Here is a 19,112-nt window from a genome sequence, read left to right on the forward strand (position 1 = left end):
TTTGCATGGTTTTGAATTATTCCGAAGTATCGTTCTACTAACGGCTTCCAATCTGGGGAAATGGAGTGGTGTTCTTTACCGCAATCTGCAAATGCTCGATCATTGATATTGCCTTAGAAGTTAACATTTCCCCACGGTCTGCCAAAACAGACTCAGGAATGAATCCCGAAACTGGCCACTCTTCTTCCTGTATTTCGATTCCAAAACGCTTACAATATTCCACCTTATCTTCAGATACATTCATTAGGGCCATCATTGCCCCACCTGCCCAACTTGGTGACTCCAGCGAAACATGTATTCCAGCGATAAGATGGCTGTATGAATCAACCACAATGTAACAAGTCGGTCTTCCCAAAATCCTATTTCTGAAAAATTCTGATACAACATGTACGTCGAGAATAGTAGCATCTATTTGAAAGACCGCCGCTGGAGCGTAAGCATCTTGTTGCGTTGACCCCAACACTGGTCGGTAATTCTGTTGAAACTTCCTTGTCCCTTCTCGACTCGTAACCTCTCGCTTCGGATCTCTCCATTTATTGAACCAATATCGAAACTGCCCGAACGACGGAAGTGGAGACCCTTCTTCCACAACAGGGATTATACTTCCACTTTCCGTATTTTGTTCTATGGCAAAATACTCTTTAATCATCTGTTCATACGCCCATCGTAAAGATGGTCGATTGGGTTTTGCGGTGTAATAGAATTTATCTAATGCAATGCGAAATAACCGTTTCACTTCATCTGAAATCACCATCTCTCCATACAAGGAAGAATATTTGCTACGACGACCCACTTTCAAGCTAAGCTTTCTCTCTTGCCCAGCTCCCCCACAGGAATCGTAATCCGATAATAGTGCGTAGAAGTTTTTCCCACGTTTCCAATACCGCTTCAGATACTTTGCAATAGTAACAGGACTTAGACCCGATTGTTCGGATGCATTTTGAATCAGTTTTGCACGCTCATTGGAGAGAAAAATATTAGGTTCAGACCCGTTAGCAGCAATCATTTGGATGACTTCCTTGGCCTGATTCCAACGCTTTTGTTCCTTTTCCGACATCGTTTCAAGACCAACAATTCTGAACCAAGGATCTGTTTCTTCTATTATATATGTACCTTCTTTGATCCCCTCTTCAATGTCCAACACTTGTCTTGGATCAGGATAGGAGTTGTTGTAAATGTCTACGACAAAGCAAGCTTGTCGATCCGAACTGATCCAAACAACACGTTCTATCTGATTTCGATCATCCGCATACCGATAAAGTGTATTAACCACCAATAACATGCTTTTTCCCCCTTCCTTCGCTCCTCTGAACTATGGCCCCGATCTCCGATGGAGTTTTATCAAGTTTTATCTCTATGTCCATATTGATTCGAATCCTTCGGCTGGCTATCAGGTATCGAAATACGAGCAATCCCGTCCCGACTTCAACTTTCATATGCCGATCAAAAGAAGTCAGAACAAAATTTAGGGGATTATCTGTTGTGGAAATGATGTCTATTAGTTGCTCTGCATAATTAATCATTTCAGTTTTCGTTAGACCATAGTCCTCTATGTTCAGAGCAGGTAACACCCATTCAATGTTCTTGCTTCTTTGCACGGGGATTTCATTCGGTGTGACGATACCAAAATCTACTTTGCGGGATTTCCAGAATAACCTCTGCAATTCCAGCCGCTCTATTGTTGCCTTCTTCCCCAACTCTGCCGCATCTTTTATCGTTCTGGCAAATTGATATTCCTTCCCCTGCTCATTGATCGCTGTCACCAGAAATGTTGTAAGCATGACATGAGGTAAATTTGTATCTCTATCCTTCAGTCGTTTTAAAAGTGGGTCGTCCAATTGATCAATGATAGACTCCATACCCAACAAGGGATACTGTTCGTTGAGATCGATCAAATTCTCGTTATGGTTCCATTCAAGAAGATAGAAATATCTAAGCTGTGAATCAGTAAGAAGATGGACAACTCGATTGGCTATCCTTGAGAAGATTCGGGTAGACCTCCCTCTACTTGGAATATCCGACACAGTGAGCCACGGACGGTAGTTCTCTTTTTTTCCTTGCCCTCTTCCTTCTGACAGAAATCTTTCAAATTTGGCTTCTGTCCAATCTGAACTTCGTGCCATCTTTAATTCCCTCCATTTCCCCTCAGTGGATACCCCCTAATTAAATTTGCAATCCATCTACTGCCCGCTGTTTGTCCTCCGCATTACTGCTCACATAAAATCGATACACAATGTCGATGGAACTATGCCCCGATAATAGGGCGACCGTCTTAGGATCAACACCGCTTTTGATTAATTGCGAGCAGAAAGTATGCCTTGCGGCATGCGGATTTACCCTTACTTCTAACTGAGCTTTTTTGCTGTACTTGTCCATTATTTTGTTAATTGCCATTCTACTGAGTGGCCCTCTTTGTCCGATAAGCAATCTATTTGATTGGTCATGTGCTCTGACTTCTAAATATTCCTTTATTGCAGTCACAGCGGCGGCATTTAGGTTTACTTTTCTGGATTTGTTACCTTTCCCGCTTCGAATAAGAACATGACTATAATTGTTCTTCCCATTGCGATCCGTCAAAACTAAATCATCAACCTCAATTCCCACCATCTCCGAACAGCGTATTCCCGTACCGAACAACAGATAATATATGGCGATATCACGCTTGTTGTTTTCCGCTTCAATGGTTCTCTTAAATCGATACAATTCTTGTTTCTCTACCACTTTTACTTCGTGATCGAGATCTATCGTATTTTTTAACAACACCCTCTTTAATCCGATCTCTTCTTTGCAAATACCCCGCTTAAACAAAAACCGCTGAAACAGTACAACGCTCTTCATTTTCCGATTGATGCTGGTTGCCTTCAGTTTTTTCTGCAAATTCAAATATTGACGATACTCCCTAACGTCTGTCTCCGTGATGGCATCAGTTTCATATCCGAGTGTATCTTTCAACCAGCTTGAAACTGCTTAATGTCAGTTCGATACGCCTCAATTGTAAGCAAACTTTTTCCTTCCCTTTGTAATTCCTCTCTAAACTGATTCAACAAATTCTTATCTCCTTTCTTCGTGTGAAGTATTAATTGAGATATGGTAGGTTTCCGTTAATGAAGAGTGTATTTGACCAAAGCGATAGTTCGTTAAAATTACATTTTTGAGGAGATCACCATCAAAAAACTCCCTAACACTTCTCACTTCCCATTTTTTTAATTCTTCATCTTCTACCCATCCTCGAATATGACCACTTCTAAATGAAACTACTATTCCATTCAGATCATAAAATTCTATGGAAGCTCGGCTGATAATTTCGCCATTGTAGAAGTCAGAGAATTTACCAACATTATTATCGATATAATCAATGGATTTAATTGGTATCGTAAAAGGAGAACCCATTAAACCCTTCACAAGATCCTTAAAATTGTTCAACTCGATTTCGAAATCAAAAATAATGACAGCAGTATTCTTGAAACCTTCACCTGGATCATACTTTACAATCTTGCAACTAAATTCAAATTCCATTGGGATCATCCTTTCGTATTATAGGCAATAAAAAAAGTGCCCTGTCCTATATGCAATACGTTTCCTTTTTTTAAAGGAAACTGCACATAAGACAAAGCACTCTTGTTTTTATTTTACTATAATCAAATTATAGTGACTGCCCGCTGGTATGGCAACCTTCTTTTCAGTGTAAATATAATCTCGCAACATAATTATATGTTCTGAATAGAGTCTCTCTTTTTCCAAGTCCGCTAACCTTCATTCCTTCGTCGCCATCTTGAAAATAAGATATAAAAAACTTGTGACATAACTTTTTTAGGAATTTTTTCTTCCAACTTTACTTCCCATAAAGCCATCATCCTGATACACTCTCCCCTCTTGCCCCAAAATTGCCTTTCAGAAAAAATGCAAAAAAGCACTTCAGTTGGGCAACGAATCTCGTTTTTTTTTGCCCGCACCGAAAGTGCTTCTACTTGTTTTATGAAATTAAAAACAGAATAGCACAATCATCATAACCAGACAACCGTGAATTCATTGGGCTGTTGCAAACTAAAAAAATGTCGAGTATAATTTGTCCAGATTACAGGAACGTATATTCCCATTAGGGTTTATGAAGTAACATTATTGGATTACCTCGAATATGGGGGGGATAACAGATGGTTAAGTATGAAATTCCTTGCAATGGCGATGGCAGGAAAACCAAGGTTTTGGATTTAGGGTCCGTGGGTCGCATCTTTGTAACTACTGATTGTGGATGTCCATTCTGTGAAAAAGGTGTTCAGTTCATGGACGAGGAATATGGAGATTGCGAGGGTCAAGTTGATGAATATTTCGAGGAAAGACTATCGGACTGCGTCGAATGATGGTTAGATGAAATCCACGGACATTTATTCAGCAGAATGCGTCGCACATTATTGTCCAAATACTGACGAAGTTGCCTGTCCAGTCATTGACTAATGCATGTCCAATTGAAAACATTAATTCCGCATATGTAATGACCAAAAATTGAACTTGGTCATATATTAATTTGCTCAATATGTGTACAACACTTAATTAAACTAAAGTCTTTTACGCCAGCTTCTTTCCGCTAACTTCTGCCTTTACTTTTTTCATCATAGCAACAAGCATTTTACGCAGTTCAATCGCTTCATTATCCAAACATTCGAATGTGGCTCGATCCATTAAGCCAGCTTTATAAGCCACTTCAAACCACATCATGCTTTCAGCGGCGGACCCTAAAGCGTTGTTAATAAAGTTTACTTCTTTCTGCAAGTAAAGTTGTCCGTTTCCCTCAACCAGATTTGCAATTACTGAGCTGGAAGAACGGAGGAGTTGAAGACCGATCACATGTTTGTCCTCCCAACTCCAGCCTTTAACCATCTCTCTGATTTCTCCTATCCAAACCATTCCCTTTTGGTACAATTGCCAGTTTTCGAAAATCCCTGATCTGTGGTTCTCTCATTGATTCCAGATTACATCACCCTACTCTTTAATGCTCTGGGGAACACTCACTCATTATCTATTCCCCAGGCATCATGATTATTTATCTGTCCTGTCTTCTCCCAATTCCTTGACCGTACGAAACCATTAACATATTAAGCTTCTCCAGACGTTCAGCCAACCTGTTCCTTTTCGTTTCCAATGCCTCCGCTCGTTCATTAAGTCTCCAGATGATGTTGCTTATGATTAGTTCATACCTGTACTCGCTCTCATAATCTACCTCTGCCACTTCCCTCGAAATACTTTTGTGTACAACATCACAATCTGAACAGTTGAACGTTCTATAAATCGTATCGAAGGTTTTAAAGGTCCCGTCATCAAAAAGAAAAACCTCCTTGTGAAGCTCCCATTCCTCCTCATCTTCTTCATCGGAAGAGTCCTCGATCATTACTAATACCTTTACCCCTTTCAGGACATTGCCCTCATCATCAAGGAAATAATCCTCTACCTGTGCAACTTCTTCATCTTCATCATGGAAAAAAGCCGTCTTGTTAATCACCTCAAACTCTAATCCATTCACGGCAACATGAATGATTTGGTTTAGTTTTTCTTGAGCACTAATAGCAATCATGCTTTCCATTTCAGCCACCTCTTGATCCTTCTTTTGTATGCCCTTCACTAATGCTACTACCGTTTCCATTCTCATTCTTTCATTCTCCTTTTTTGTATAATTTATTGCTACTTGCTATGATTCTATTGTATATATGAAATATGTCTGGAGGCTTGCCTCACAGGCAACAACATGAGGAGGCAGAATAATAATGAGGTACAAAGAATTAAAAGAAAAGATATCAATACTTATCTCATCAGGCTCATTGGTTGAGAGGTACCTAAAAATCTATGAGGATAATCTTGAAACAGACGATTCATCACCTGTTTTTGGACATAGTTTAAGTAGTTATCAAATAGAAAATGTTCGATCCAGACTAAAAAAATCAAAGCAAACCAAATCACTTGGAAAATATATCCAAATACTTGCCGCAAGTAAAGGACATTTTCAATATGATGCAGGCTTTTTTGGGCAAGCTCAAATTACAAATCCCACTTGGTCCAAATTAATTAATGACAAAAGACCAAACCCAGAGAGAGAAACCATTTTAAGAATTGCTATCTTGTTGAAATGTAATTTAGAGCAGACGCATGAACTACTTGCAAAGGCTGGATATGTCGCATCTGACTGTAATAATAGAGATCAATTGGTTTTAGGTTGTATCGAGATGGGGGTATATGATTTTGCAGACATTGAAGAACTGATAGCAGAAGAGGGATTAAAATCTCTTTTTAGATAAGCTCTACAAGTTATCAACACATTACTATGGCAGTTGCAAGAATAAAGGGCCGTACTTCCAGGTTATCCGCTTGGTAAAATATGGGTTGAATAAATAAATATCTATTACTAATGTTATTTTTTCTACTCACCCAGGTAATAAAGAAATCTTCTACCCAATCAACTATGGACATAATCCTTCATACCTTTTCGTACTTGATGTGATGCCTTAGACTACGAAGTAATTGGCAAACGTCTTCCGTCCGTGGTATCAATAAACGCCTACGCTTTAATAAATTTTAAAGTCGGCTGGCATTATTCATTGGATAGATAAAACACCAGTGGTTTCCAGCCGTCAAAGATTTTGGAATCATCCAAATAATAAATCAACATCAACAATCAGGAGATTTCTGCAATCATTAAATAGGTTTATACACATTGGACTATACTTCAATCATCAAAAGAAGAGCGAACCAACTTTAATGCATTAAATCATTATAGTGTGATGATAAAAATAGACGAAGCATTGATTTTGCTTCGTCACCTGACTGCGGTTATTCAAAAGGCAATTCGTCATCCTCTGGATGCCCCTGGTTGTCATTTGGTTCATATCCTTCAGGAAAGCGAAAATAAATACTCTTAAACATTACTCCCCCAAGAAATTTGCCTATGTTCTTTTTACTTACATCCCTACCATCACAGATCCCGACTGTTTCAAGTTTTTTCGCCATCTTTTCAGCCTGAAGTAAAACATCAGCGTTTAATGGCGGAATCTGATAAAAGGTTACATATCGAAAACCTTTGTTGTTACCTCGAATCCCCTTTGCAACAGCTTGGATATCTGCCGTGAGATCGTCGAAAGGGATCTTCTTTATTAATCCGAGTAATGCCAACAGGTTAACAGCCCTGTTTACAGCTGGTTGATCCAATCCCAGTGTTTCTTGCTTAGCCAACTCTGTTGTTGACACATAAAAAATATGCTTATCTCTATGGGTAAACATTCGATTGGTGTGCTTTTTTCCGTAATCATTCAGAACTTTAAGTATTTCCATTTGTTTCTGTACATATCGATACAAAGTCGGGTATTTTTTCTTTATCTTCACCTCATTGCCGTTGAGGTAATCAATGTTAGCCTGGTACTTTTCCCGCTGAACCATTTCCCATTCATCTTGTAAATTATTGAGATCTAATAGTCGGGCTAATTCCTCAGTGGCATACTGAAATCCTCTAACACCGTCCACAATCTCGATCAAATCAAAAATACTGAGACTATAGGGCTTTTCACCAGGGTGCATAGTGAAATAACGATGCTTACCCGTTTCCTCACTCTTGGAAATCCACGCTCTGTTTCCTTCAATCAACTCGCACGGGAATACACGATCGATTTCAAAATTCTTGAGATTCTCAAATATCAATTCAAACATGTTGACTCGGTTTGCTATACGGACAAGTTGTTGCTTTGTCTCAATCAGCATATACAACTGCGACCGTTGTTGAATCTTTTTAAATCGATCAATCGCTCCTGATTTCTTTGCCATATCCCTGATTAATTCTTTATTTTCAGGAGTTGATTTAATATATCTCTGACTTCTTGCTCGTTGCTCTTCTATCATCTTGATCTGATAAGACCTATTCCGAAATTCCTTTCCCTCAAGCCCTCGATCCTTCAAATTCTGAATCTTTTTATTGATTCGTTTCCTTACCGCTATTCCCCCATTCTCCCTGATTTGTTTGTTTACCATGATGATTCCTTTCATTCATAATTCCCCCTTTGTGATGTTGTCTACATCATCATACGGGGAAATCAATTGTCTATGGGGCAATAAATGGTCGAACCAGGTCGGAGCATAATGGGGTTGACACAGCAAAGTAGGAAGATACATGGGGAGAGGAAAAGGGAGAAGTCTGTCCGCAACGGACAGACCTCTTAGCCTCTTATATTCATTCAGCTACAGCAGATAATGATGAGCTATTAAAACCAGGTGACAACGATTGCTGGATGACTTCTGGCTACTACTGGATCATCTAAGTAAGTTCGGCTTAATAGATGAGCAATTTTGGCAAGTGGTAGATGTACTGCTTCTTTACGCCGTATTCTAAAGCGTACATACCTTGTTAATGGAATTACTCTATTTTTTTCTTGAATGTAACTATCATTCTATGATTCCTGCACCCACACATATACCTTTGCAAGAGCCATCCACTATATATTGTCTCAACTTATTCCCCTCCTTTTCTAATAATATTTGCAATAACTAATTCAAGTAGACTGCTTATCATTGGGGTTTTCGAATTCATCTTGGATTGTAACTCTTTCTGAGGAAAGGCATACTATCTGGATCTTTAACGTAAACCAATTGAATTAATGCTTAATACTAAAATCTTTACGAAAATGCTTTTCATTGAAACCTGGAACGCTGGTTTTGGCATTCCCATAAACGTTAATGTATAAATCCAACATGACGATTACTTTTTGCAACAAACAGAAAGACGGTTGCAATAATTCAAAAAGCGAAGGCGAATATTGAAATCCAATACGAATGATTATTGCCAGTCATCTTAGGAAGAAGGAAAAAAGAAAGAAATGCATTCTTCCTACGATGACTGCAACGCCATAAGAGTTTTGCGTAAAATCAAAGGAAGGTTGAACAAGCAAAAACCTCTCGAAGAACTTTTTAACACCTATATATAGGTTTATTGTATTCCGAAAGTTGTTTTACCCATCAGATGTATCTAATATCCTCTTTGTTATCTGCTTATTTCTCATACCTTTCCGTCCGACATCATCGCTCGTTGTCCGACAACATCAGACCAATCCGTACGATAACGTCCGATTAAGTCGCCCATCCTGTGCATATAATCTATAAAACTATCAAACAAAGGGGGCTACTAAATTGCACAACACATTCTTAATAGCCGTGGACAGCGGCAAGAGCACGACCAAGGGAATTATGAGAGAAGGGATACTGCAAAGAGTTAAGTTTCAAACCAAAGTCGAGGAAATCAGTAATCTGGGAGCTGAGATAACTCCAGGTTCATTTTCTGTCGAATTCGGGAATAAAAACTACCTTGTGGGTAATATGCTTGACGAAAGTAAGATGGACTTCAATCTAAGCAAAAAAACGGATACGCATCGAATATGCATCTATCTCGCTATCGCCCAACTGCTTATGAGGTCAAAGCAAAATATCGTACTAAGTAAAATATCACTGGCCGTCAATATTCCGATTAGCCTGTATAAAAATGAGAAGCAAAAGACCGAGTTCAGTGATTTCATTCGAAACAACGGGGAAACCATCAATATAATCGTCAACAATAAACCATTCCTATTCCGAATCGATAAAATACACCTCTTCCCTGAAGGCATCGGCCCGATCTACAGTAACCTTAATCTCTACAGGGGGAAACGGGTATTAATTTTCGATGTGGGTTCACTTAACGTCAATATCCAAGAGTTTAATAACTTGATTCCTATATATGATAAGATGCTCACAGCCGATCTTGGCGTAAACATCCTACGCAGTAAAATTGCCGATAAGCTCTCAACCGAATATGGGATCACTGTGACCGACGAGGATGTGGAGGCGGTATATCGGGATAAATACTTGATTCTTAACGGTGAGAAGATGGAGGAGAGCAAACAAATTGTTGACCAAATGCTGACTAACCACGTTAAAGAAGTATTCAACTTTGCTCGAAGCAGAAAAGTGAGCTTCTCAAATACTGAGGTCATATTCGTAGGCGGAGGTTCACTATTGCTGAAGGAATATATAAGTGCAGAGTATTCCGCCGCTGTTATTCCACAAGACCCGCAACTGGCAAATGTACAGTCCTTCCTTACTATTCTGGAGGCGAAGCATCATGGGCAATCGTAATCGTTTATCTATCTCCTTCAAGAAAGAGCATCAGCACATTTATGATCATTTGCAGAGTATTCCTAACAAAAGCCACTTTATAATGAGTGCATTAGAGCTTTTCCTCCGCCGCGGCGGAGGAAACACAGCAATTTCGCATGAAGAAGTAAGAAAAATTGTTACCGACATCCTAAGAGAGCAAAACATTTCGTCACCAGCAATCAGCCCCCCACCTCTTAACCTGATTTCAGAGGAAGATGCCGATTTCATTTCGCAACTCTTCTAATTTCACTAAATATAAAGGAAAAGTACCTAAGAATCGGCTTAAATCACCGAAATCTGCGGTACTTTTCATTGATTTACCTTACTTTACCCTCGTTCATTTCTTACCATCGAATTAAAAACGAGAAGCGATGAAAAAGGCATTTATTATTTATACTGCTCTTCAGACCGAAAACCTACCCTCTACCGCCCTGACAACTCCGATTTCAATCCCATTCACGAACATGGAACTGGCTAAAAGCTGATAACTCAACGAGCTTCCGTGTTATTTCTAACTTGCTATACCCAAAGGTTTCCCCAACCTCTTCAGGTTTACCATCAAGCAAATAGATGGTCTGTAAACGGTATATAGTGTCCTCTTTGTCTAACCAAAGATCATAACACCTTTCTTCCCCGTCAGGATCGGTATAGGTAATGGTAAAAGCAGAACCATCATCAAGCTCAGCAATAATTTTATGTACTTTATCCTCCATATGCTTATCCTACCCCCAACGCCTTAAACACAGCATCGGTCGGATCCGAATAAAACACGGGTTGTACCTTTATGAGTAAATCAGGTGGCACAGTCTGAAAGTCAACTACAGACGAGGCTGGTATCAATACCTTCTTTGCTCCTGCATCCACACAAACCTGGAGTGTATTAGCGAATTCATCGACTTTAGCAATCGTACCTCCAACGGTCATGTTGCCTAAGACAACCATGCTTTCTTGAACTGGTCGTTCTAATGCCCCTGAACAAAGCCCGATCAGTTCAGCAATTGCCAATTCATCCGTCAATCCGATACCCTGAAGGTCGCTTATATGCATCAAATAATCCTTAGTCTTCGTGCTAATCGAGCCGCTGATACTCTTACTGTTTGAAGTAAAGTAGCGAAAGGCGGTATCCAAACTCTCTTTCGCTCCTCGATGGGATCCGACACCCGACTTCTCGAATTTCCCTGTCCCAGAAACGACCTGGTTCTCCAGTTTATAAACCCCAATCATACCCGAATCCCCATGCCCTACGGTGTAGACATGCCCTGGTTTGCCCATTCCCTCTGGAATCAGCTTGCCACCGCCTTGCTCTGGCACTGATACATACTCTTCGCTCAATGTTTCCTTGTCGATATAGGAGAAGTGGACATCGTAAAATTCCATCCCGCCTATTTTTTTGAGCTGTTCCTTTACCCGTCTTCTTCCTTCAAGGGCATATTTTAAGATTTCCTCTATGTCATCTCTGGTGTATTCCCCGTTTGGATACAGGAGCTTCACCATACCTGATACCGTTTTACGAACCGCTATTACATCACGCTGATTCAAATTATTACCGAGTCTAAAGTAGCGATCCAAAGAATCAGCAAACGAACGCTTACGCATTTCCCTGAAGAATTCAGCCATGTAATCAACGATAAAGCCGTATTTGTCCGTAAAGAAATCAGGACGCATCTTCGGAACTTCCCAACCTGGCAGGTAATAATGCATGCGATCAAAAAACGCTGAATCATTCGCCATCGCTTCAGGGAATGGTGCAAATAGATGGGATGTCTTGATTAAAGAATCAAGGCTCTGATTAATGTTCCCTACAAAAACCATGGAGGCGGAAGCCGCCTTTTCTTCTCTCCCCCGTGCAAAAGATCCTGATGCCATGTAATCCTTCATGATTTGCACGCCATCTTTGTCCTTGAACGTGATGCCCGCAACCTCGTCGAAAGCCACGGTGTCCCATAACCCAACAAGCCCAACCTTCTTCGAAGACATGTTGTAAAAAAGGTTCGCAACCGTCGATTGGCCACCAGAGACAAGAATCGAGTTTGGCGATATCTCTTTGTAAACATGCGACTTTCCCGTTCCCCGTGGACCAAGTTCACACATGTTATAGTTGTTCTCAACGAGCGGTACAAGTCGAAGCAGAAGATGCCATTTCACTCTGTCCTCAAGTTGTGTCGGTTCCATCCCCGTAGACCGAATGAGTACGTCTATCCATTCCTCTTTCGTGAAGCTCTTCCTACCCTCAAACACCTCGTTCAGATCCATGTTCGGCATCTGAATCGGCTTTAAACTACTGATACTAAATGGATTCATGTTGCGAACTTCCTCATCGAAGAAGTAATCCATCTTCAACATGCACCAGATTCCGCCTGCCAAGAGCTTATCGAATTCTTTGACATAACTCGGCGAAATCGGAACCCCTTTAAGCCCCAGGTTCGAGAATTCCGCTACGTAGGAATCAATCTTCTCATTAAGCGTGACGGTTATCTTATCAATAACCGAATACTGTCCTAATTCTCGAATTCTTGATTTAACCTTTTCCGCTTCATCTGGTCTTACAAAGTTATCTGAGAGTATCTTCTTTACCCGCTCGATTCCTTCACGAATGTTATCTTCATCGTCGGTTGCCGCATACATCCCAAGTAAATATTCAAGGACATAAACAGGGACATTCGCCCCCTCTTTCATTAACTTCGTCAAATCTTTCCGAACGACCCTTCCCGAAAATACATCGTTCAGCTTGCGGTCCAAATCAAATATCTGCTCGCCAGTCATCGTCTCCATCCGTACTCCTCCCCTCCACTAAAAATCAAACTCACTAACGATACCCAAATTTATTGTAAATGCCGATTTTTCCACAACAACATTCGTTTCAGTGTCTTTGGTAATGAGATAATAATTATTACTCTTGTCATAAGCTATCGACTTTAACGCAAAGCGAAGCTTAAACGTCCGTTCTTCTGGCTTATCTGATGTACGGTCACAGATCAGCATTTCCTCATTACTAATAACGGCATCTTTATCATCCACCATGTAGATCTTGACGGTCCGTGGTACTCGCTTATCCTCTACTTTTTCCGTTTGGAAAAAGGTAAGGTTGAATAAACTGTTCGTAATTTTTCTTGTGGTGTTCGTGAGCTTAACATCCACCTTTTCGATTTCACGACTGTTCTTTTGTCCACTACGGATATTCTTAAATTGTATGAGCGGAACAACGATCTCTTGAAGGCTGGCTCCACCATGAACAAAATTGGCTCCAGCACCCTGGATTTTGAAACGGATTGTTGCTTTCGGAACGTACGTCGTGATCTGATGTTCATTCTGGATCAGCCTGTCCATATTAATATCCAGAAGACCGCTCCGCTCTCCTTTTTCTTGCGAGAACAGATATCGCCTTTTGACTTCAAAGGCTTTAATACCTTCCTTTTCAATCTTGTCACTCTCTTCCAATGCATCACGTTGATATACGAAACCATGATCCGCAGTAATGAAAATGTTCGTACCGCTCAAATCATCCTTAATGATTTTAACTATATCGTACAATTCATCAATGGCCTTCTCCGCCGCTGTGAACGTATAGACTTCGGTCGATGCCTTATCTCCAGTAGCATCGATGCTATCATGGTAAATGTAAATCAGTTTTTTGCCCTTAAATGTCTCCCTACGCCCCGCTTTATTCATGTTTTTCAGCTCTTGAAAATGAATTGCCGTACTATCGGGTACTGCTGATTGGAGAATTCCGATTCGATTGTCGATTCCACTTGAAAACTTGCCATTCACTAATACATTACCACTCAAATCGATTTGCAGATTCTTATGTGGGAGAAGCGATGCCATGCCCATTTTCGTGACGGATGGAAGTACGCCTAACAATGGCTGAATGTCGCAAGCCCCCGTTGTCTCCGAATTCAGCTTATCCGCCAACTCCGCCGCTATCTCATAACGCAGGGCATCTGAAATGATAACAAATACCCGATCACCATTGGAGATTTTCGGAGCAACAAAGCTTCGATAAAAATCTTTCTGACTTTGAATCCCTGGCAGAACCCAACTTGATTTCATCTCATCGTGTACAGCGGCGGACCAGTGCGAGCTTAATTCGCTCATATACCAGTTGGTATATAGGTTCTCAACCATGACTTTGAGCTTCTTCAGGATTTCACTGTTCGAATCATTGTCGTAAGCGAAATAGAACTTTCTGTAGTACATATCCATTTGGTGATAATCATTCACATACGTTTGGTACATGTCCACAGCTTGCGTTCTCGGAATACCCATGCTGTACTTCTTATGAAATTCGAACATCTTAACTGTATAGAACAATGCTTCATAAATGGATTGATACCGCTCATAATAGTGCTTTGCTCTCCGTAGGTTAATCAGCTTCGTATATGCATCATAATCCTCAAGCCGATCTTCCAAACTGTTGGCGATATAGATGATAATTGCCTTATCGAAGTATGGGAATGTATCCGCCGCCTTAAACTCTTCAACAGGGAGTTGGTTTACGATATCCGATAGCTTGATTTCTCTCTCGGCAATTTCTGCATACTGATCATACATGTGATAATCCGTTTTATGATGCATCCAATGATCGACGAACACCAAAGCATTGGACTTGTTTCGAGTAGCAATGTAGCCTTTAACCAATGAAAGACGTTCCTCACTAACCGCATGGCTAAGTGCAGTGACCGTCAAATGGATAAACAGCGTTTTAAGTGACTTTTGACTTTGCTCATAGCCATACCGCTCAGTTACCGCATTCCAAAACACTTCTAACCCTACATACTTTGCAATCGAATCCAGATGCTTATTTTCGCTGTCATCAAGTGAATCCATCAGTACAACCTTTAGAACATCCTCAAAATCTGGAGTCTTGATGTTGCATAACGCACTCATCATCATAAGTTCAATTGTTCCTTCAGAATTCGCCTTAAACTCGAATCCTTTGAATTTCTTAATCCGATCCTTACTCCCAAAGAACTTCTCGTATTTCTTTACTGAGCTCCGAAGAGAAGTATCGATGTTCAGTTCATTCATAATGAGGGATATCCTATCCGCATAGAACGTCTTCGAATACAGTATTGTATCCAACAACCAATTGTCTTCCATTCTCATGTCGAGGTTGGAATAGATCAAATAGTTCGAGGTCTGATCCTCTTCTTCGAGCAACACCTTAGTATAGAAGCTATTACCTTCAGTCAGCGTATGTACATTGACGTTCTCAAGGGAAATCTCATTTATGTATTCAGCAAACATCTGGTCTTTATCGATCCAGAAAATTATTTTCCGATGTTCGCCCTCATTAAGTGGCTGAAGAAAAGCTTCTTGCAATGCCTTTGTAACCTCATCCATATTCATTATTTATCAACACCTTTTTTCATCGGGCTAAAAACAGGGATATACCAAGAAGAACTGGCATATCCCCATTGTACCTAATTTATTTAATTGGAGCGAGCAAGCCCTCGAATTTAGCATAGTTAACAGCAACACCGTCGTCGAGATCAATCTCGATTTGCATGTCAGCCATGTGATGGAGTTTTTCATCGTATGCCCGTAGCTCTTCAATCTTCAAGTCGAGCGACTTCAGTTCTTTTTTTGCATTAGCAATCTCCTTAGTAGTTCCATCCCCGTTAATAATATCAAGAAGTGTTTTTTTCTCCGCATCCATTCGCATCTGAAGTTCATGTAGATAATCAGTTCTAATTCTGGACAGAGTTGATTTGTCATAACGGTGCATGTAGATTAGGCAGTTAAATGCTTTTTGTTTACCAGATGTGAAGAGCCAGTAAATCGGTTTCTTCTTATAAGTTTGCAAATGTTCAAAAAAGAAATCATTTAATAGATACCTTCTTATTGTTTCTTTTGCTATCTCTCCCTTCTTCTTACCAATTAATCTGGCGATATATTCAAGATTTTCAGCTAACATCTCTTCACCGAAAATACCTTTAACAAATTCGATAAACTTTGAAACTATATCATCATCAAAATAAGCCCCAGTTAGGATCGGTAAGATGTTATCTTTATCAACTTCAAATTTTTGATATCTATTATGTTGGAATTCCCCACCAGCGTAAACAAGACCCTCTTCATCTAAAGAAAAACGTCCAAACATACAACCTATTGCATATGATATAAAAGATTTGATATCTCTTTCTCCCTCTGCTTTACTAATAGTTATATCATCGTCAACTAACATTGGATCTATTTCATTCTGCAATCCATAAACATCTATGAAAACTCTATTAAGCTCTTCCTCATTTCTTTTCAATTTATTAAATCGATTCTCAGTTTCTATGACCCAGTCTTTCAAAACATCTTCAATTCTTGTATGGTTTTTTTTACATGTTAGGATCGGGTGGTTACTAAAATCAAACGAAAATTCGTAAGAGTCCCAATCCTTCTTGGAAATAGATATATTTTCGTTCACTAATTCACACACATAATCCTTTTTACTCTCGTCAAGTATAATAGGCAATTCCGCCAAATCACCTGGATTAAAATTCATGGTTGGCGACAAAATACTTAGAAATACTTGGCTGACCTTAGAATTTATAAAAGCATTAATATAATCTTTATACTTTTCTTCTGTGAAAATGCATCCACCTGCACTCGAAAACAAGAATCCATAACCAAAGTCTCTAACACTTAGTTTACTTGATCCTATCGCAGTCCAGGTAAGACCAGGGTTAAAATTATACTTGGGATTAACAACTCCAGACCTCTCAAATGCTTTAATTTCCTCACCATCGTTTTCCCAGTTAACTACATCCTCATTGTTACCATACCACTTTCTATATTTCCCCCCGTTATTATAAGGAAACCATTTTTTTGATTTTATATCCAAATTGATATGTTCATTTGTTGGAAAATGGAATTTATTAATGTCAACTTCACTCCATAGTCTAACGAACCTAAGGTTATCTGATGTAAACATCCCCTTTTTAGGTTCAGCAATCTTGCTTAATTTATCGGCTTTATTAAATGTTTGTTTCATATTTTCACTAAGCCAATATGCAACTATATTACGTGGTATATTTAAAAAACTCTTCGTATATTCTGAATATCTATAATCAACTGATGGATCTTTTATCGCTTCAATAGTTTTTATCTTTTGAACCTCTACTCCAGGAAAATCAGATAATCTAATATATTCTCCCCTGATGTTAACATTAGTGTTTCTAAATGTGAAACAACAAACTGGAACCGTCACTCCTGGAAATGAATTATATTCAAGTTGTATCAAGGAACTAATTGATTTCTTCGTGGTAATAGATTTCCTGAGATTTTCATAAGATGAAATAAACATCCATACATACGGTGTTACAAAGCCCAAATGTCCTTTTATATACACCTTTTCTGAGCACATTTCAATAAATGCCGAAAATATATCGAATTTAGTGTCAGGGTAATTCTCTTTCACGTAATTACTCAACTCTAAATTCATATATTTACTACCCATATAGGGAGGATTGGTAACTATGATGTCATACTGGTTATTAACTATTTCAATCTGATGGATTAACTGTGGAAGTAGTGTCAAAACTTTATCCCGTACTTCTACCTCAAATAAATCTTTAGCAGGATTGTTCTTAATAAAGTCCAACCTTTTTTTATAAAAATCAACATCGCATTCTTTAATTTTAAGTAGTGAGCCTAACGATTTTGCATTTCTACATTGTTCAATAAATCCTTTGGTATTTTCAAATTTTTTCCCGTTTTTTTCTCCTGCAATGTAAGCTATTTCATCACCATGAATTAAGTTTGTCTCCTGGATAGAAGCTAAATTTATTTGCAATGGTTCTTTCTCGACGCTTCTCAAGAAACGGTTGTTATACTCTAATGCTTTCATAACAAGAGAGAAACAAGCAAGCTGATAAGCCCGATCATCAATATCCAACCCATATAAATTATTCTCTATGATAAGTCTTGGTATTTCCCTTTCCATATACCCACATTTGCAGTAAATTTCATATAGTACATCAAACATATAGATAAGAATATGTCCACTACCCATAGCAGGATCAAAACATTTAATGTCTTCAACCTTTAGTTCCTTATTAAGATAAGGAGCAAGCCTTACTTCGAAATCTGGTTCTTGGTTAGGATTATTGAGATAGAACTCCCAGTTCTTTATTAACTCCTGATGTTCTGAATGTGATTCCACCCAATAACGCCCAAGTGTGTTCTGTACCATGTATCTTACAATCCAGTCAGGCGTAAATAACTGAGTCGCAAAAGGGATTTCCTCTGTTTTGTATTTTTTCTTTGCTTTAATTACACGATCTTTCTCTTCCGCAATATAGTATTGATATAGCCACCCTATGATCTCAACCTGCTCCCAATCTGTTTCGGGAATTACTTGCGTGTCGGTCATCTGGCGAAGGAAAGAATCTTTCGCCAACAATCCCTCTGGAAAAAGTATCTCTTTATAATCATCAATCGTTTCAAACATAAATGGAAGAACCTTATTTAAGCCATTGCACTGCTTAATAACCAAATACTTAAAAAGCTCATCAGTCTGATTATTAAGCTTCAGATCATAAACCAACTCTTTATCAATCTCTAACTCAACCGTCAATGCTTCTTTAATAATATCAGGCTCAGAACTGTCGACATTGCTGGATGACAAAACTCTTACCTTAGTTGGGAGATAGTTATTTACTTCCATAAAACGTAGTGCAGTAAAACGGTTAAACCAAGTATACGCAACTTCCTCAACAACCTGGTTATAACCTATTTCATTAATTCGAGAAATCAGCTTTTCCCGTTGCTTCTTCTCTGTTGCTGAGAGCTGTTTTCCATCAATATAAAGGGAATCTGAGCTTTCAAATTGAGCCCTCTTGATGTTCTCTTCTGTAATTCCTATTTTAAAAGCTTTAGCTTTAACTTTCTCAATCAATTCTTTACGTGCATTCGTCGCAAAGTTTTTCAATGCTAACTTATTCATGGGCCTATTCACCAAC

Annotated in this window: 15 protein-coding genes; 4 read left to right on the top strand and 11 right to left on the bottom strand. The window is 39.2% G+C overall.

The window, feature by feature from the left end; translation table 11 throughout:
• Positions 1-37 precede the first annotated feature (37 nt).
• The 4 genes from JOE45_RS12515 to JOE45_RS12530 all read right to left on the bottom strand — a co-directional run bounded on the left by JOE45_RS12515 (position 38) and on the right by JOE45_RS12530 (position 3,516).
• On the bottom strand, positions 38-1,282 hold the full coding sequence (locus JOE45_RS12515; RefSeq protein ID WP_210019892.1) for a hypothetical protein: 1,245 nt from the start codon (positions 1,280-1,282) through the stop codon (positions 38-40).
• Positions 1,266-2,123, bottom strand: coding sequence for a TnsA endonuclease C-terminal domain-containing protein (locus JOE45_RS12520; RefSeq protein WP_210019891.1), 858 nt, complete (start codon positions 2,121-2,123; stop codon positions 1,266-1,268). The genes JOE45_RS12515 and JOE45_RS12520 overlap by 17 nt, the downstream gene beginning before the upstream one ends.
• A 40-nt stretch (positions 2,124-2,163) precedes the next feature.
• A complete protein-coding gene (locus JOE45_RS12525; protein WP_210019890.1) occupies positions 2,164-2,952 on the bottom strand; it encodes a tyrosine-type recombinase/integrase in 789 nt (262 codons plus the stop codon).
• A gap of 99 nt (positions 2,953-3,051) precedes the next feature.
• Entirely contained in the window at positions 3,052-3,516 is a 465-nt protein-coding gene (locus JOE45_RS12530) for a hypothetical protein (RefSeq protein ID WP_210019889.1), read from the bottom strand.
• 635 nt (positions 3,517-4,151) lie between these two features.
• Between JOE45_RS12530 and JOE45_RS12535 the strand changes: the two genes are divergently transcribed.
• Positions 4,152-4,358, top strand: a complete 207-nt coding sequence (locus JOE45_RS12535; RefSeq protein WP_210019888.1) for a hypothetical protein — start codon at positions 4,152-4,154, stop codon at positions 4,356-4,358.
• Between the two features lie 205 nt (positions 4,359-4,563).
• Here the strand turns inward: JOE45_RS12535 and JOE45_RS12540 are convergent, their stop codons facing one another.
• Positions 4,564-4,917 (bottom strand): four helix bundle protein, encoded by a 354-nt coding sequence (locus JOE45_RS12540; protein ID WP_280873784.1) that lies wholly within the window; start codon positions 4,915-4,917, stop codon positions 4,564-4,566.
• A gap of 121 nt (positions 4,918-5,038) precedes the next feature.
• Positions 5,039-5,641: a hypothetical protein gene (locus tag JOE45_RS12545; RefSeq protein ID WP_210019886.1), complete on the bottom strand. Its 603-nt coding sequence runs from the start codon at positions 5,639-5,641 to the stop codon at positions 5,039-5,041.
• A gap of 115 nt (positions 5,642-5,756) precedes the next feature.
• Between JOE45_RS12545 and JOE45_RS12550 the strand changes: the two genes are divergently transcribed.
• Positions 5,757-6,284, top strand: coding sequence for a hypothetical protein (locus JOE45_RS12550; RefSeq protein WP_210019885.1), 528 nt, complete (start codon positions 5,757-5,759; stop codon positions 6,282-6,284).
• Positions 6,285-6,816: 532 nt separating this feature from the next.
• Here JOE45_RS12550 and JOE45_RS12555 read toward each other — a convergent pair.
• Positions 6,817-8,019 (bottom strand): hypothetical protein, encoded by a 1,203-nt coding sequence (locus JOE45_RS12555; protein WP_210019884.1) that lies wholly within the window; start codon positions 8,017-8,019, stop codon positions 6,817-6,819.
• A 1,137-nt stretch (positions 8,020-9,156) separates the two neighbouring features.
• Between JOE45_RS12555 and JOE45_RS12560 the strand changes: the two genes are divergently transcribed.
• Positions 9,157-10,137, top strand: coding sequence for a ParM/StbA family protein (locus JOE45_RS12560; protein ID WP_210019883.1), 981 nt, complete (start codon positions 9,157-9,159; stop codon positions 10,135-10,137).
• Positions 10,124-10,402: a hypothetical protein gene (locus JOE45_RS12565; protein ID WP_210019882.1), complete on the top strand. Its 279-nt coding sequence runs from the start codon at positions 10,124-10,126 to the stop codon at positions 10,400-10,402. The genes JOE45_RS12560 and JOE45_RS12565 overlap by 14 nt, the downstream gene beginning before the upstream one ends.
• A gap of 202 nt (positions 10,403-10,604) precedes the next feature.
• On the opposite strand, the gene JOE45_RS12570 is transcribed toward JOE45_RS12565, so the two are convergent.
• The 4 genes from JOE45_RS12570 to pglX form a co-directional block, all read right to left on the bottom strand.
• Positions 10,605-10,871, bottom strand: coding sequence for a hypothetical protein (locus JOE45_RS12570; protein WP_210019881.1), 267 nt, complete (start codon positions 10,869-10,871; stop codon positions 10,605-10,607).
• A 4-nt stretch (positions 10,872-10,875) separates the two neighbouring features.
• Positions 10,876-12,930 carry a protease Lon-related BREX system protein BrxL gene (brxL, locus tag JOE45_RS12575; RefSeq protein ID WP_210019880.1) on the bottom strand — a complete coding sequence of 685 codons (2,055 nt, stop codon included), beginning with the start codon at positions 12,928-12,930 and terminating at the stop codon, positions 10,876-10,878.
• Between the two features lie 18 nt (positions 12,931-12,948).
• Positions 12,949-15,507 (bottom strand): BREX-1 system phosphatase PglZ type A, encoded by a 2,559-nt coding sequence (gene pglZ / locus JOE45_RS12580; RefSeq protein ID WP_210019879.1) that lies wholly within the window; start codon positions 15,505-15,507, stop codon positions 12,949-12,951.
• Positions 15,508-15,586: 79 nt separating this feature from the next.
• Complete coding sequence (pglX, locus tag JOE45_RS12585) at positions 15,587-19,096, bottom strand: BREX-1 system adenine-specific DNA-methyltransferase PglX (RefSeq protein WP_210019878.1); 3,510 nt, start codon at positions 19,094-19,096, stop codon at positions 15,587-15,589.
• Positions 19,097-19,112: the final 16 nt, after the last annotated feature.

It is taken from the genome of Paenibacillus sp. PvR098 (assembly GCF_017833255.1).
Taxonomy (GTDB): Bacteria; Bacillota; Bacilli; order Paenibacillales; family NBRC-103111; genus Paenibacillus_G.

Bases quoted from the DNA above. Each gene is read 5' to 3' on its own strand.
- JOE45_RS12515 (WP_210019892.1), bottom strand. From the start codon at position 1,282: ATGTTATTGGTGGTTAATACACTTTATCGGTATGCGGATGATCGAAAT.
- JOE45_RS12520 (WP_210019891.1), bottom strand. From the start codon at position 2,123: ATGGCACGAAGTTCAGATTGGACAGAAGCCAAATTTGAAAGATTTCTG.
- JOE45_RS12530 (WP_210019889.1), bottom strand. From the start codon at position 3,516: ATGGAATTTGAATTTAGTTGCAAGATTGTAAAGTATGATCCAGGTGAA.
- JOE45_RS12535 (WP_210019888.1), top strand. From the start codon at position 4,152: ATGGTTAAGTATGAAATTCCTTGCAATGGCGATGGCAGGAAAACCAAG.
- JOE45_RS12545 (WP_210019886.1), bottom strand. From the start codon at position 5,641: ATGAGAATGGAAACGGTAGTAGCATTAGTGAAGGGCATACAAAAGAAG.
- JOE45_RS12550 (WP_210019885.1), top strand. From the start codon at position 5,757: ATGAGGTACAAAGAATTAAAAGAAAAGATATCAATACTTATCTCATCA.
- JOE45_RS12555 (WP_210019884.1), bottom strand. From the start codon at position 8,019: ATGAAAGGAATCATCATGGTAAACAAACAAATCAGGGAGAATGGGGGA.
- JOE45_RS12565 (WP_210019882.1), top strand. From the start codon at position 10,124: ATGGGCAATCGTAATCGTTTATCTATCTCCTTCAAGAAAGAGCATCAG.
- JOE45_RS12570 (WP_210019881.1), bottom strand. From the start codon at position 10,871: ATGGAGGATAAAGTACATAAAATTATTGCTGAGCTTGATGATGGTTCT.
- brxL (WP_210019880.1), bottom strand. From the start codon at position 12,930: ATGGAGACGATGACTGGCGAGCAGATATTTGATTTGGACCGCAAGCTG.
- pglZ (WP_210019879.1), bottom strand. From the start codon at position 15,507: ATGAATATGGATGAGGTTACAAAGGCATTGCAAGAAGCTTTTCTTCAG.
- pglX (WP_210019878.1), bottom strand. From the start codon at position 19,096: ATGAATAAGTTAGCATTGAAAAACTTTGCGACGAATGCACGTAAAGAA.